The sequence below is a fragment of the Vallitaleaceae bacterium 9-2 genome (assembly GCA_038396585.1).
Taxonomy (GTDB): Bacteria; Bacillota; Clostridia; order Lachnospirales; family Vallitaleaceae; genus UBA1351.
Genome location: CP121691.1, coordinates 3,586,523 through 3,601,496 on the forward strand (window position 1 = coordinate 3,586,523; position 14,974 = coordinate 3,601,496).

11 protein-coding genes are annotated in these 14,974 nt (G+C 33.6%); 2 read left to right on the top strand and 9 right to left on the bottom strand.

Annotation, left to right across the window (positions count from 1 at the left end; all coding sequences use genetic code 11):
- Positions 1 to 46: 46 nt before the first annotated feature.
- From QBE53_16325 to QBE53_16350, 6 genes are all read right to left on the bottom strand, one after another.
- The gene (locus QBE53_16325; protein WZL81342.1) at positions 47 to 883 is read right to left on the bottom strand and encodes a carbohydrate ABC transporter permease; all 837 of its coding nucleotides are present in this window, start codon (positions 881 to 883) and stop codon (positions 47 to 49) included.
- Positions 884 to 896: 13 nt separating this feature from the next.
- Positions 897 to 1,781: a sugar ABC transporter permease gene (locus QBE53_16330; GenBank protein ID WZL81343.1), complete on the bottom strand. Its 885-nt coding sequence runs from the start codon at positions 1,779 to 1,781 to the stop codon at positions 897 to 899.
- 57 nt (positions 1,782 to 1,838) lie between these two features.
- On the bottom strand, positions 1,839 to 3,236 hold the full coding sequence (locus tag QBE53_16335) for an extracellular solute-binding protein (GenBank protein ID WZL81344.1): 1,398 nt from the start codon (positions 3,234 to 3,236) through the stop codon (positions 1,839 to 1,841).
- Between the two features lie 118 nt (positions 3,237 to 3,354).
- Positions 3,355 to 4,413, bottom strand: a complete 1,059-nt coding sequence (locus tag QBE53_16340; GenBank protein WZL81345.1) for a response regulator — start codon at positions 4,411 to 4,413, stop codon at positions 3,355 to 3,357.
- A complete protein-coding gene (locus tag QBE53_16345) occupies positions 4,410 to 6,146 on the bottom strand; it encodes a sensor histidine kinase (GenBank protein WZL81346.1) in 1,737 nt (578 codons plus the stop codon). The genes QBE53_16340 and QBE53_16345 overlap by 4 nt, the downstream gene beginning before the upstream one ends.
- The gene (locus tag QBE53_16350) at positions 6,136 to 7,047 is read right to left on the bottom strand and encodes an AraC family transcriptional regulator (GenBank protein WZL81347.1); all 912 of its coding nucleotides are present in this window, start codon (positions 7,045 to 7,047) and stop codon (positions 6,136 to 6,138) included. Before QBE53_16350 ends, QBE53_16345 begins: the two co-directional genes overlap by 11 nt.
- 132 nt (positions 7,048 to 7,179) lie before the next feature.
- On the opposite strand from QBE53_16350, the gene QBE53_16355 reads away from it, so the two are divergent.
- Positions 7,180 to 8,937 (top strand): FAD-dependent oxidoreductase, encoded by a 1,758-nt coding sequence (locus QBE53_16355; GenBank protein WZL81348.1) that lies wholly within the window; start codon positions 7,180 to 7,182, stop codon positions 8,935 to 8,937.
- 45 nt (positions 8,938 to 8,982) lie between these two features.
- On the opposite strand, the gene QBE53_16360 is transcribed toward QBE53_16355, so the two are convergent.
- On the bottom strand, positions 8,983 to 10,293 hold the full coding sequence (locus tag QBE53_16360) for an FAD-dependent oxidoreductase (GenBank protein WZL81349.1): 1,311 nt from the start codon (positions 10,291 to 10,293) through the stop codon (positions 8,983 to 8,985).
- A 127-nt stretch (positions 10,294 to 10,420) separates the two neighbouring features.
- Between QBE53_16360 and QBE53_16365 the strand changes: the two genes are divergently transcribed.
- On the top strand, positions 10,421 to 11,233 hold the full coding sequence (locus QBE53_16365; GenBank protein ID WZL81350.1) for an AraC family transcriptional regulator: 813 nt from the start codon (positions 10,421 to 10,423) through the stop codon (positions 11,231 to 11,233).
- Positions 11,234 to 11,929: 696 nt separating this feature from the next.
- Here QBE53_16365 and QBE53_16370 read toward each other — a convergent pair.
- Together QBE53_16370 and gnpA are read right to left on the bottom strand one after the other, a co-directional pair.
- Entirely contained in the window at positions 11,930 to 12,748 is an 819-nt protein-coding gene (locus tag QBE53_16370) for an AraC family transcriptional regulator (protein WZL81351.1), read from the bottom strand.
- A gap of 43 nt (positions 12,749 to 12,791) precedes the next feature.
- Positions 12,792 to 14,960, bottom strand: a complete 2,169-nt coding sequence (gene gnpA / locus QBE53_16375; protein WZL81352.1) for a 1,3-beta-galactosyl-N-acetylhexosamine phosphorylase — start codon at positions 14,958 to 14,960, stop codon at positions 12,792 to 12,794.
- Between the last annotated feature and the right edge of the window lie 14 nt (positions 14,961 to 14,974).

A 14,974-nucleotide genomic window follows, 5' to 3' on the forward strand; every position in this document is an offset into this window, starting at 1 on the left:
CTTTTGAGCACTGTAGGTAATACCTATCAAATAAATATGTTTATTTCTATCCCTTTACGCTTCCTGATGTTAACCCATCAATCATATATCGTTGACATATTAAGAAAATAATCAACATAGGAATCATTGCAACCGATGCCCCTGCCATGATCAAATGATCCATAGCCACGCCGGCTTCATCAATAAAATTTGTCAGTCCTACTGTTAATGTGTAATATTGACTATCTGTAAGAAAAATCAAAGGTGATTCATAATCATTCCAACGCCAGACAAAATTCAAGATTACAACGGTTGCCATGGCTGGTTTTGCTAATGGAAATACTAATTTCCAAAAAATCATAGCTTCACTAGCACCATCAATTCGGCCCGCTTCAATAATAGAAGTTGGGATATCCACATAAAACTGTCGCATTAGGAAGGTGCTTAATGGAGAGAATAGTTTTGGTAATATGAGGGCAAATAAAGTATTAAAAATACCAAGATATTTAAATAGAATAAATTGTGGAACCATGAGCACTTGAAAAGGAACCATCATTGTCACTAGATATAAGAGAAAAAGTTTATCTCTATACTTAAACTCCATTTTAGCAAAAGCATATCCGGCCATTGATGCTGTAATCATCGTTCCTAAAACAGATACGACGGTTGTAATTAATGTATTTTTGAAATATAGCAAAAAGGACGGTGTCTGCTCGAATAAAACCACCTTAAAGTTGTCAAAAGACATATTACTTGTGAATAATTTAGGTGGAAATTGATGTATTTCATTAAGCGGTTTAAAGGAAGATACAATCATCCAAATAAACGGATATACAATTAAGATACATATTGTTCCAATTACAAGTGTGTATAAAGATTTCCGAACGGTTGTTTTTATAGTCATTTTTTCCTCCAGTCTACTGTCTAGCTTCGAATCTCTTTTGAATTCGCCATTGAAACAAGGTTACTATAAAGATTACCATTAATAATACCCATGCCATTGCAGATGCATACCCCATTTTATTATATCTAAACCCAGATAAATAAATATAATGTGCAATAACCGTTGTGGAGCGCCCTGGCCCTCCTCCCGTCATGATATTTACTGTACCAAATACCTGAAATGAATATATTATATTGGTAATGAGCAAGAAAAAAGTCGTACTTGACAACATGGGTAATGTGACATGGAAAAATTGTTGAAATCCATTTGCACCATCAATTTCTGATGCTTCATATAAATTCGAATCGATACTTTGCAATCCTGCCATATATACAACTGTATTATAACCAAGTCCCATCCATATTCCTACAATCATAATCGCCGGAAGCGACCACGAAATACTCCCTAACCATCCGGGCGTATTTTCGACTCCAATACTCTGAAGGAATTGATTTATTATTCCTTGAGACGGATTAAACATCATACTCCATATAGCAGAAACTGCAACTATACTTGAAATGTATGGAATGAAAATGATAATTCTAAAGAAATTTTTTAAATACACTTTATTATTGAGAAAAATTGATAACACTACAGAAAGTCCCATCATTATCGGAATTGTAATCAGTGTATATTTCAAATTATTTTTAACCGCATCAATAAACCAAGGATCTGTAAACATATTGATTGCATTTTCAAATCCATTGAATTTCATACCGGCAAAACCTTTAAATACATTATAATCTGTAAAAGATATAATTAAGGAAAATATGACCGGAAGTAAGATAAAGATAACAAATCCTATATAGTTTGGCGCGATAAACATAAGTGCAGTCCAATTAACTTTTCTTTTTTTCATAAATACACATCCTTAATATTTCGAAAGACCGAATCATCGGTCTTTCGATTGTTTTTATTATTCTGCAACCTCTTTGATTGCCGCGTCAGATCTTTCCTTTAGTATACTAAGATACTCGTCTTGACTACTATATACATCTAAGAAGTACATTTCTGACTCTTCTTTATAAATCTGCATAATCTGTGGGTAAGCTGTTGTAATTGTATCCACAATAAATTCTAAATCTTCATTTAGCATTACCTCTCTATATGCATCTATGTCAAATAACTCCGAAGCATTTTCTCCAAGTATACCTTTAAGAACCTCTCCTGGATCTGCCTTGTTCCAAACAGGAAGTTTACCTCCAGCATACATATATTGTGACCCTTCAGTAATCCAATATTTCATAAACTCCCAAGCTTCATTTTTATACTGGGAATTACTACTAATGCTTAAATGATTATTTAACTGTCCCTGATAATTATTTTCCACGCCTTCTGCAGTTGTCGGATATGGTGCAAAAGTCGTTACAAAGTCATGAGGAAAATTTTCTGAATCTTGAACATATCTTAACATCCATGCACTAAATGGCATCATCGCTACTTCACCATTTAAAAAAGCAGGATGTGCATAGGATTGAAATTTTCTAGAAAACAATTCATCAAATGACATGGCATATCCATTATCCATTAATTCTTTTACTCTTGCATTAGCTTTAAATTCTTCGGCATCAAAATTGCTTTCTTGTCCGTTTTCTTTATACAAATAATCTCCACCTAAAACCGTTCTTGCAAAATCAAGTGGCAATCCTGAATAATAGGCATGTGTTCCATATATTTTTTGACCATCTTTTTCTCCTGAGAGCGCTTCTGCAATATCAAAGAAATCATCAACTGTCCAGTTTTCCGGTATTTCTATATTCTTTTCTGTTAACATAGATTGATTAATCATAATTCCAATGGGTTCTGTCGCTGTCGGTAGTCCATATAATTGATCCTCAATTAATACTTGTCCATTACCTGCACCAATAACCTCTTCTTCAATAAATGCTGTAGCCCCATATGTTTCCAAAGGTTCAACTAAACCTCCGTCAACTCTTTTTTTCATCAAGTCTACACTATAAGTAAAAAATAAATCAATTTGTTCCCCTGATAAAATGGCAGTATCTAGCTTGGTATTTCCTGTATCATCATTAACAAACCTTACATATTCGACCTGTACATTGGGATGCTCTTGATTCCATGCATCTACAAGATTTTGCGGTCCCGATTCTGCCGGTACTCCCCCCCAAACAATTAGGTTGATGGCTCCATCGTCTTCTTGCTCTGATGCAGTGCTTTCTTCTGTCACCGTTTCTGAGCCATTTTGCTCTGCAGTACTCGCATTACCTTGGTTATTATTTTGTTCAGAATTCCCACATCCTGCCAGGCCAATAATCAATATACCGACTAGTAGCATTGTTAAAACCTGTTTCATAAGTGTACCTCCTTTTATTTTGTATATTAACTATATCAATATTACAAAATGATTGTAATTCATTATTCTGAGGAAAACATTCACTATATTTCTTTGAATTTTGTAATGTCAAAATAGTTCAAATAAATGTCGATTTTTGATATTTTTTGGGAGATACACCTTCATATTGCTTAAACATTCTAGAATAATAACTTTCACTACTATAACCTACAAGTTCAGCTATTTCATTTAAACACAATTGGTCTTTCAATAATTCTTTCGAATAATTTATGCGCACAAAATTTAAATACTCAATGATTGTCTTACCCATTTGCTTCTTAAATACCCTAGATAAATAAGACTCATTCAGACCCACCATAAAAGCGATATCTTTTAATCGCACTTGCTTCATATAATTTTCATGTATATAATGTATCGTTTTATTGACTTCCTCTGAGAACTGTACGTTTTCATTCTTTGCAAGATACTCAAAAAATACATCGATAAAATAAAGCATTTTCTTTTGAAAAGCATCCAAGTCCTTAACGGAGTTTAGATAATCGAGTCCATTATCGTCTCCAATGATAATATCTTCGATTGAGTGCTTATTTTTTTCTAACTCAAAATTAAAAATACTGATTAATTCATATTTCCCTGCAAAATCATCATATTCAATGCCTTTTGACACTAAATCATCTATAATTCCCTTCATTATTTTTTTACAACCTATGGCATCGCGAATCTCAAGCATTTTTTTTATTTGATTCATAATCTTATAGGAAATTATGTCCGCTTTAAGTAGTTTCTTTGCTTCATTTTCTTTATGAATATAACTTTTTGCCATACAAACTATTTTTTCTAGTTCATCTGTACTCATTGATAATTTGGGGATAAAATCAAGCGCTCGATTAAACTTCATCGCTTCACGTACAACTTCACTGTCATTCAAGCAGCTTAAAACAATGATTACGGTGGCCGGATATATTGCTTTAATTCGGTCAATTAACTCTAAACCATCCATTTTGGGCATTTTTATATCTGTAAAAACTAGATCCGGTTTTTCAACTTTAATTATCTCAAGTGCTGTCAGTCCATTATTGGCCTCGAGCACTGTATTAAAGCCCAACTTTTGCCATTCAATGCCCATGACTAGTCCTTTTCTTACTAAAACTTCATCATCAACAATCAGTACCTTCATTCTTGCTCCTTATTTTTAATCAGTAATATTGTTTTGGTTCCTGTGCCTAATTCTGTTTCAATACCAAGTCCACACGGCGGTTCATAATATAGCTCGATGCGTTCTTTAACATTTCGAATGCCAATACTTGAAAATCTTTCTGTGCTTTTTTTATTCTCAAAAATACGTTTTTCTTCTTCCGGCGTCATACCTTTTCCATTATCTTCAATCCATATTTCAATATAATCAATCTTATGAATTGAACGAATGATAATAACACCATCTTGTTGTTCTTCGTCAAATCCATGGATTATAGAATTTTCAACAATGGGTTGTAATAATAGTACCGGAACTTTTGCTTTTAATGTTTTTGCATCTAATTCATAGCAAACCTTAATACGTTTACCATATCGCATTTTTTGAATATCTATATAGCTTTTTAATAGATCCACTTCTTTTTCTAATGTAATAAAATCATCGAACTTCCCTAGTGTATTTTCTAATAAATAACCTAGTTGCTTGATCATCTTTTCCGAGTTTTTTGCATTTTCTATAACACAAAACCATTTTATACCATTTAATGTATTCAGTAAAAAGTGCGGATTAATCTGAGCTTGTAAAGATTTAAGTTTGGCTTCTTCTTTCTGCTTTGTCTCAAGTTCCACCCGCATCATTGATTCTTTTAATGCACGAACCATATAGTTCATATTATCTTTTAACATGATTATTTCTTTGCTTCCAACAGCTTCAATATTGACATCAAGATTCCCATGACTAATCTCATTTACCGAAAGCACTAATTGTCTTACACCTTTAGATTCTTTAAAGGATGTATATATAATTATACTTAAGAGAAATATTATTCCGATTATATTAACTATTAATAAGCCATTTCGATAATTCTTCACTTCTGCAATGATAATTTCATAAGGTACAAGTTGTATCAATGTCCAATTTGTCTTTTGAATTTTCTTTGTTCCGACATACATTTTCCCATGGGTTGTATCAATCACCCCTTTTTTTGTTGCAATTTTTAGAATCTCTTCTTTTGAATATACATAATCATTATTTGACTTTAGTATCGTGTCACCTGTTTCATTAATAATACATCTTTGAGTTCCATTTAATTCACTATCTCTTTGCAAAATATCACTTAAGCTTGAACTGGGAAATAAGTGTATCAGAAGCACACCTGCTTGTTGATAATAATTTTTGGTTAACAACCTTACTAATGTAATTCCTCCCTCATAATCCATGATATTATTTGATGGGGCCTTCCAAATAAAAAAGCCATTATTATTTAGACTCTCTATGTACCAATCACTTTTTACGATTTTCTCGATATCCGGATACATCTCAAAGCTGGTGGTATATATTTCATTATCAAATGTCACAATCGTCGACTCAACCATGTATGGATATAGGTTACTCGCTTCCATATAATGTAAACGTTCTAGCACAATTTTTTCTCTATAAATTTTATCAATGATTGAATTCGGTGGCGATAACAAAACTTCTTGTATGACATCATCTAATGCAACTACATTAGATGCACTGATGATATCATCAATGACATGGTTAATACTTTGGTCAATATTCTCTAACAACTGGTCAGTAACAATCTGTGTATTGTTTAATAAAACATCTCTTGTATATACATATCCAATAATCGGTGCAATAATCATTGGTATGATTGTTCCTAGAAGCATGCCACGAATTAATTTTGAATGCAAAGAATAATTTTTACTTTTCATCTTGTACCTGCTTTCTGTATGTTGTCGGAGGTATGCCTTCAATATTTGTAAATACTTTACAAAAATAATTGCTGTCTTTATAGCCGACTGACAATGCTATATCTAAAATGGATTGATTACTTTCTTGGAGTATTTGCTTGCTTACATGAATTCGCATTTCATTGATATAAGCTCGAATTGTTTTCTTTTTATTTTTTTTAAATGTGTGGCTTAATAGGGACTTACTGCAATGACAAAACTCAGCAATATCTTGGAGATTAATATGGTTCATGAAATTATTTTCAATGTATGCTATAGCATGATTTAGAATATATATATTGTACTTATTCTTATATGTTCCTGTTTGAATCAATTGCTTTTCTTCTTCATAAAATAGACCGGATACCAAGTAGGACATAGTCTCCACTTTTTTCTCTAGTTCTTCTAAATCGAAATCATTTATACTCTTACGCAACCAGCATTCTTTTATCAATCGATGTTGTGTCCTCGCCTCGAGTCCTAGCTTATTCACTCGCCGAGTCACTTCTTCGCTATAAAAGGATCCAACATTGATCGAGCCAATTAATATTTTTTCATTGAATATATTACCTTCTGAACTTGAAAAATAAATAGGATAGACAAATTCGGTAACTCCAGCATAGCAAGTTCCAAAAAATGGTTTTTTCTTAACCTGCAAATATTTATAAATTTTATCCTTTTGGTCATAACATCTTTTCCAACATCCATCTAATTGTTTAATAATCATGCATTGAGTACTTTTATGTATATAATAATCATTAAAATACTCTAAAGTCATTTTGTTGAATTCTAAAAAACCTAAGTAATCTTTAATAATAACTTTAAGTTCATATTCCTTCTCAAACGCTTCAATATAATTTATTAATCCTTGGTATTTTCTCATTGAACCGCCTCCTGTAGGTTCATTATACTATAGTCTAATTTTAATTTCGTGCATTTTTTTTAAGATTTCCGACTCTTTTTTGAAGGATTTTTACTTTGTCTTTTTATAAACTATACAAAAAGGAGGTATTCTATGAAAAATAAACTGATACAAAAAACTTATGATTTTGTGGTTATTGGCGGCGGTCTTTCAGGGGTCTGCGCTGCTATATCCGCTAGTAGAGGTGGTGTTAAAACAGCCTTAATTCAAAATCGGCCTGTTCTTGGCGGCAATGCGAGTTCAGAAATACGTATGCATATATGTGGTGCCGATAATCATGGTCGTAGAAAAAATGCTAGAGAAACGGGTATATTAGACGAGATTCTATTAGAGAATAAATATCGTAATCCACAAAATAGCTATTCGATTTTTGATACTATTTTATGGGAAAAGACCCATTTTCAAGATAATCTTGATCTGTATCTAAACACACATATATCTGAAGTTCACAAATCATCAGATAGAATCCAATCCGTATCCGGTCATCAACTGACAACAGAAAAACAATATAATTTTAGTGCTACTTATTTTCTTGATGCAACTGGTGACGGAACAATTGCTGCACTATCTGGGGCCGCCTATATGTTAGGACGTGAAGCAAAATCAACCTTTAATGAACAATATGCCCCTGAAAATGAAGATACCCATTGCATGGGCAATACCTTGCTATTTACAACAAAAAAAATGGATTTACCTACGCCTTTTCATAAACCGTATTGGGCCAATACTTATATAGAAGCTGATTTGAAAAATCGTCCTCATGGCGCCCACGGGTATAACTATTGGTGGATAGAAATAGGTGGCGATGAGCTTAAAACAATTGATGATACTGAACTTATTCGAGACGAACTATTAAAGGCCCTATATGGTGTATGGGACCACATTAAAAATAAAGACCATCAAGCGGATCATTACGCTTTAGATTGGGTGGGATTTTTGCCTGGAAAAAGGGAATCTAGACGAGTTATTGGGGATTATATTTTAACCGAAAAAGACCTTTTAGCCGCAAGGTCTTTTGATGATGCCGTTGCATATGGTGGTTGGCCTATGGACATGCATGTTGTCGGTGGTCTAAATACTCGCCTAGACCCAACAACTTTTATCGATTTACCTGATATGTACACAATCCCTTATCGTTCTTTATACTCAAAAGATATTCATAATTTATTAATTGGCGGACGTATTATTAGTGCTTCACATATGGCTTTTGGTTCCACGCGAGTGATGGGTACATGTGCAATCGTTGGTCAGGCGATCGGAACTTCGGTAAGGTTATTAAAAGAAAAAAATATAATGCCAAATGCCTTAGGTCCATATATTCAGGAATTGCAACAGATACTTCTTAAAGATGATGTTTTTATACCAAATGTTGTAAATGAGGATCCCTTGGATTTAGCAAAAAAAGCAATCCTTAAGAGTTCCTCCCATACTCCTTCACACCAGCCGGAAAATATTATTAATGGGGTAAGTCGATCAACAAATACACATAATAATTTATGGTCCGCAAGTATAGAAAAGCCGCAATGGATTGAAGCCTCTTGGCCAGAGCCCATAGATATAAATGAAATTCATTTAAAATTTGATTCAAATTTGAGTCAAGAAATAATGTTGACACTTTTTCAAAGTGAGTGTGATGTGCCCAATACGATTCCTGAAGAATTAGTTAAATCTTTTAGCATCGAGTGTTTTAATAACAATCAATTAGTATATAAAAAAGAAGTTTCGGATAATTACCAACGATTTGTCGTCATCCCATTATCGTCCACGCTCTCTTGTGATTCCATAAAAATATCTTTTAACGAAACACATGGTTCACAAGATTTCCGTTTATTTGAGTTAAGGATATATTAAACAACAAAGCAGGATATTTTAAAAAATATCCTGCTTAAAATTACTTTATTCTGGTTGTACCCCTAATTGCTTCAATCGATCTTGAAGCTGACTTATAGAAAGTTCATTTGGCTTGATCTTGTTTTTTACAGATATCGCAGCTGCTATACCTACCGCTTGACCCATATTAACGCAAATTGGCATAACTCTATAACTTGAATGAGCCATATGGGTTCCTGAAATATTCCTTCCCGCTAGAAGCAACCCTTCAATTTTTTCTGGAACAAAACATCCATATGGAATCGAATAATATTTTGTTTGTTTAAAATGCTTTTGCTTTCCCGTTTCATCAAGACCGGCTCCCTCTAAATTATGTACATCAAAATTAAAATGTGCATTGACAACTGCCCAATCGTCAAATAACTTAGCCTCTAAAATATCCTTTTCTGTGATTGTTTGACGCCCAATAAAATGCCGAGTCTCACGAACACCAATAATAGATGCAGAACTCATAACATATGCATTTTCAAATCCTTGTATATTTTCCTTTAAAAATTTTTCAATAATGGGAATTTGTTTTCTGCACTGTATTTCAGCTCTAGTTAGGTCTTCAGCTTTTGTTCCATCAACTTTAATTGCATTGGTCATATTTAATGTAACAATACCAGGTAAGACAGATGGATATATCAAAACATGCCCTGCAGGATATGGGATATGCTTTCTTGCATATGATTGAAGATCCTCGCCATTTTTTAATTCGTAGCTATCTTCAAAAAATGTAACATATCGAACCTCTTTTGTCTTTACGCCCCCCATTTTAAACATGATTGTCATTGGTTGCATTTTTCCATCATACTCACGTCCTTTATAAAATCTAGCTCCTGACTTAGCAGCTATGTCGCCATCTCCACTTGCATCTACAATAACTTTCCCGTAAATCGCTTGTCGCCCGGATTTGTTTTCTATTACAACACCTTTGATTGCACTTTCTACCATGATAACATCTGCTGCAAATGTATATAATAATAAATCCACCTTTGCTTCCTCAATCATCTCTAGCATTAATACTTTAAGTTGTTCTGGATTAATGAGTTTTTGTTCTTCCTTATAATCTAAGATATCATTACCATGTAAATAATTACTACGAACTAAGATTTCTTCATAAAATCCACCCTTAGTATTTCCTGTCCAATGACTCATTAGTCCTGTTGTTGCAACTCCGCCTAGTTGACCGGATTGTTCAATCAATAAGGTCTTCGCCCCTTCTTTCCCTGCATTCACTGCTGCAGAAAAACCCGCCGGTCCACCGCCAATGACAATAACATCATAGTTGCCAAAGATTGGAATTTCTCTTTCTGCTTCAAAATACTTTTTCATGTATGCCTCCTCAATAATTTTATATTATAACTGTAACAAAAATGCGAAGAATGAGATATAAAATTATTTTTGAGTTTTAGTAAAATATTTGGTATTATATGCTTATCAAAATATATTAGGTGAAATGATGAATATTAAAAAAAATGAATATCTGCCAAAAACTATAACCTTAATTGAACAGAGTTTAAATGATTTGAAAAAAAACTATGATGTTTATATTAATTTTCATGATGTCATTGGTTTATCGCTTATTGATCAAGAGATTAGCCGTGTCCTCAATACATATGCCTATCATCATAATTTTTATTGTAATCATATTAAATCTACCCCAGACGGATTTCATCAATGTATTAAGCAAAAAAATAAGGCATTGCATCATGCCTTTAAAATTCAAGAACCTTTTTGGGGACATTGCTATGCGGATTTTCACGAACTCGTTATCCCCATCATTATTAAAAATCATTATATTGGCGCTTTATTTATTGGAAATAATATCCTGTCAATAGCTAATTATCCTATATTCTATAGGGATTTAAAGATAATTTCTCTAATGTTTGATACTCTCTTTTATGATTACGAAAAATACTTAATAACACGTACAGAAGACACCTCATATAGAGCCAAGAATTACATTGTAACAACTATGTCTTTTATCAAAGATAACTTCAATCAGGATTTGTCGCTTTCTTTGCTGGCTAAAAATGCTTTTTGCAATCCTACGTATTTAAGTTCTCAATTCAAAAAGATTACGAATATTACACTCAATCAATATATAACAAATATACGTATCCAAGAATCTTTATATTATTTAGAATCTACCCATTTATCCATTACAAATATCGCTTTAAAAGTTGGTTTTAGTGATGGCTCTTACTACAGCAAAAAATTTAAAGAACAAATGAATATTACGCCGATGCAATACAGACAAAGTCATATGTGATTTAGCGAATAACTCACCCTTTTTATCTGATATTTGATTTTGCTTTCGATAGTCCTTTGGTGTCATTCCTGTTAATTTTTAAACACTTTACCAAAGTAACTTTGTAAAGCAAAGCTTAAATAATAAGAAATCTCAGATATAAACTAATCCGAATACTTGAGAAGATTTTTGCATTTTTCATTTTTTTATGAATATAGTGAACAACGGTAATTCCTTCTATCGGCTTAGATTGCTGCATTAATCGCTAATAGATTTGTTTGATCTGCAATTTCTGTAATACGGTCAACAAATGTGCTAATATAATTTATTGATACCACAACACCGTTCATTTTTTTACTAATATTAACGGATTGAATCCGCACTTTATTGATTCTGGATTGGCAATACTTTTTTAAACCGATTTTTCAAGGTGAATTCGTTTATATTTTGCTGGGCTAAAATAATCGAGTGAAGAATGGATTCTATGGTAATCTACCAATTCAATTTTTAGTTGCTCTATATTTTCAAATTTGTATTGCTTTACAAATTTAGTTTTGATAATTTTGTTTATTTAATTTTACCACTCATCTTTTTAATTATTTTAAGCTCTTAAAAGTTATCTGGCAATTTTTTTACAATGAAAACGGTGCAAAGCACATCTGAAGTCGACTGAAAAAGAAAAAAGACCCTTGCTCTAACTAAATGTTAGTCCAATGGTCATTTATTGTGCTTACGAAATTCATAAGGTGTCATTTTGACTATTTTTTTAAACGATTGGGAAAAATAACTTTGCGAAGTAAATCCACAAGAGTTTGCAATAGATGCAATGTTATAATCCGTCTCTTTTAACAACTTCTTACTGACTTGAATACGGACACTCGTCAGATAATTCATTAAAGATATCCCATAAGTTTTTGTAAAACAGTGGGACAGGTAATATTTGTTCAAGTGTAATTCTTCAGCTAGAAGGTCCAAGCTGATATTTTCTGCATAGTGGGCTTCCATGTACCGCTTTGCCTGATTACATTCTCGCATCACTTGTTGCGTAATTGAAGCAACCGCTTTATTACCGGATATTTTCAGATATTCCAAAAATAAAAGTTCATAAATATTTTGTATCATCAATAGATGATGGTTGTTTTTACGATCGCCAATGTGCAAAAGTTCTTCTGTATAAAAATTAACTTTTTTAGTAATGGACAAAAAAGACGCTTTTGAGTATAGGCTATTATCCATTTCAATGGATATACTTCCTACACCAAAGACTATATATTCTAGCGGATTATCTTCACTGGAGACTTCTCTGTGCTTGACATTGGGGTTGATTGCAATAAAGTCATAAGGACCAATGGCAATTTTTTGATCTTCGATATAAATCGTACCTTCACCACCAATAACCAAAAACATCTCACATAAAACATGGGTATGGGAAATGCTCGCCCACTCTCCTTCATAAGAAGAATGGGCAACATAGACGAGTTCTCCATAATTAATATCTTCAACTTTGTCAGATAAATAATATGTACGATTACTCATGTTTACCCCTAACTTATCTTCACAGAATTTTAATCACTATAGATTATTCATTGATATTATACCAAATTATTTCATTGGCTTCCATGGATAATTCAAAGGAACTTCCATCGCCTCGATAGATTTTTGTCTGTTGAGGCTCATAAGTATTATTCACAACACAGAATTTATTGTTTTTCACATATGCATGGACTTCAATATGATAGTTGGTACTATGCCATTGCTCTAAGCTCTCTTGTGCATGTGCTGAGAAAAGAATTGCACGGTGTAACATTCGCACGTTTTGATGACTGTAAGGCAATCCGCTAATATACACACTTCGCCCTTTTCCAAAATCATTGGTCGCAAGTTGAATACCTAAGTCTTTTTGCGCAATGACTGTTGTGTTTTCCATAGCAAAGATGTCTTTTTGTCCTTCACCAAAATCAATGTCTCCATCACAATCTTGTGTAATAAAGTGCTCTTGTTCTTGCCAGTTGTACTTATCATAGTTCAGTGTAAATCCAGTTTCTTTTTCAACACCCAGGGCATCTGCTAATTGGAAAAAGCGTCCTTGATATTGATGGGCTGTTGGTTCTCCAACACCAATAAATCCACCACCGCTATAAATAAACTGTCGAATACGTGTAATAATCTGCTCGTCTATCCAGTAAGAACCACCACTATGGGCTGTATCTGCTCCTCCCACATTAATGATAACATCTATATCATCAAGAAGATGCGCATCTTGCTTAATATCATCAAAGCTAATAAAGCGTACATCATACGGTCCACCTGCTAGTGCTTCAACGATACCTGCATAACTATAGTTTTGCTTTTGGTACAATGCATGATGCACCATGTGATTTCCCCATGCACGCATATGTCCCCATGCATTTAAAACAGCTACAGTTTTTACACAGTATGGCGTTGTTCCTTTGACATTGTCATATAACACTCTAAATTCGTCGGCCACACTCTTAATATACTCAATAAAATCCGGGAATTCTAATGCAAGTTTTAGGTATCCACCATAACCAATACGGTCTATAGGTTTTCGAAGAATCGCACGTCGTGCAGTAACCCAATTTTCTTTGGCTTCTTTTATTGGATTTCCATTTTCATGGAATGTATCCGGGAAAAAGTAAGGTAAAAAGCGTCCTTCTGTGTATTTGACACCTTCAATATCACTGATTAGTCGAAGGGTGCTTCCATTACCAACACTACCTACTACTGCATCAAGCCCAATCTCTCCAAAAGCTTCTAAAAATGGTTCTGTTCCAATCCAATGGTCCCCAAGAAACATCATCGCTTCTTTGCCATAATCATGCACAATGTCTACGAATTCTTTTGCTAATGCAGAGACTTCTTTGACTTGAAAATGCACAAAATCCATAAACTCTTTTGATGGGTTTCTATATTGGTTATTATAGTATCCTTGATCTATAATATATTCCGCTCTAAATGGATATCCAACTTCTTTTTCAAATTGCTCGAGAATATATGGACTAACCGATGCTGAATAGCCATACCAATCCACATATTTTTCACGTTTTAGTTCATCAAATACAAGGGTAAACTGGTGAAAAAATGTTGTAAAACGTACTACATCTACATCTGGTTTTTCTTCTAGAAAAGTTTTTAACCGCTTAAGACTATGTTCACGAGTTTTTGGCTGGCGAACATCAAAAGTGATTTGATGCTCTACATCATCCCACTCATTCACAACGCTATTGTACATATGTACCGGGTCCCAGATAAGGTATGCCAAAAAGCTTACTGTATATTCATGAAAAGCTTTACATCCATTAATGAGAACACGACCTGTCTGATCGTTATAATCCCACAAACTGGCATCAACAACTTGTCCCGTTGTTCGATCAATAACTTCCCACCAACGCTTTGGATTGTCTCGTTCATTGACTTGCATCAATTCGTCGCTAATCCCTTGCATAAGGGGAATCTCTAAGGTCTCTTCCGATGCCAGATAAAATCCTGTCATGATGTAGCATTGTTGTACTTCTTCTGGATGCTGTTTTGCCCATGCGTTGTCTTTACGTGTTGTATAATAGGTTGCATAACGTTTTGCATCTAAGGTATTTAGCTCTTCCGGAAAGTCTGTTCCATCACAGTCTCTCACTGCATCTGCGCCTAAAAAGTCTACAATTCGAAGTGTTTCATCAACAATATCTGTGTCCGTTGGTATTGTCAGTCTTCCTCTTAAGTTATCTTTCATTTTTCGTACTCCTC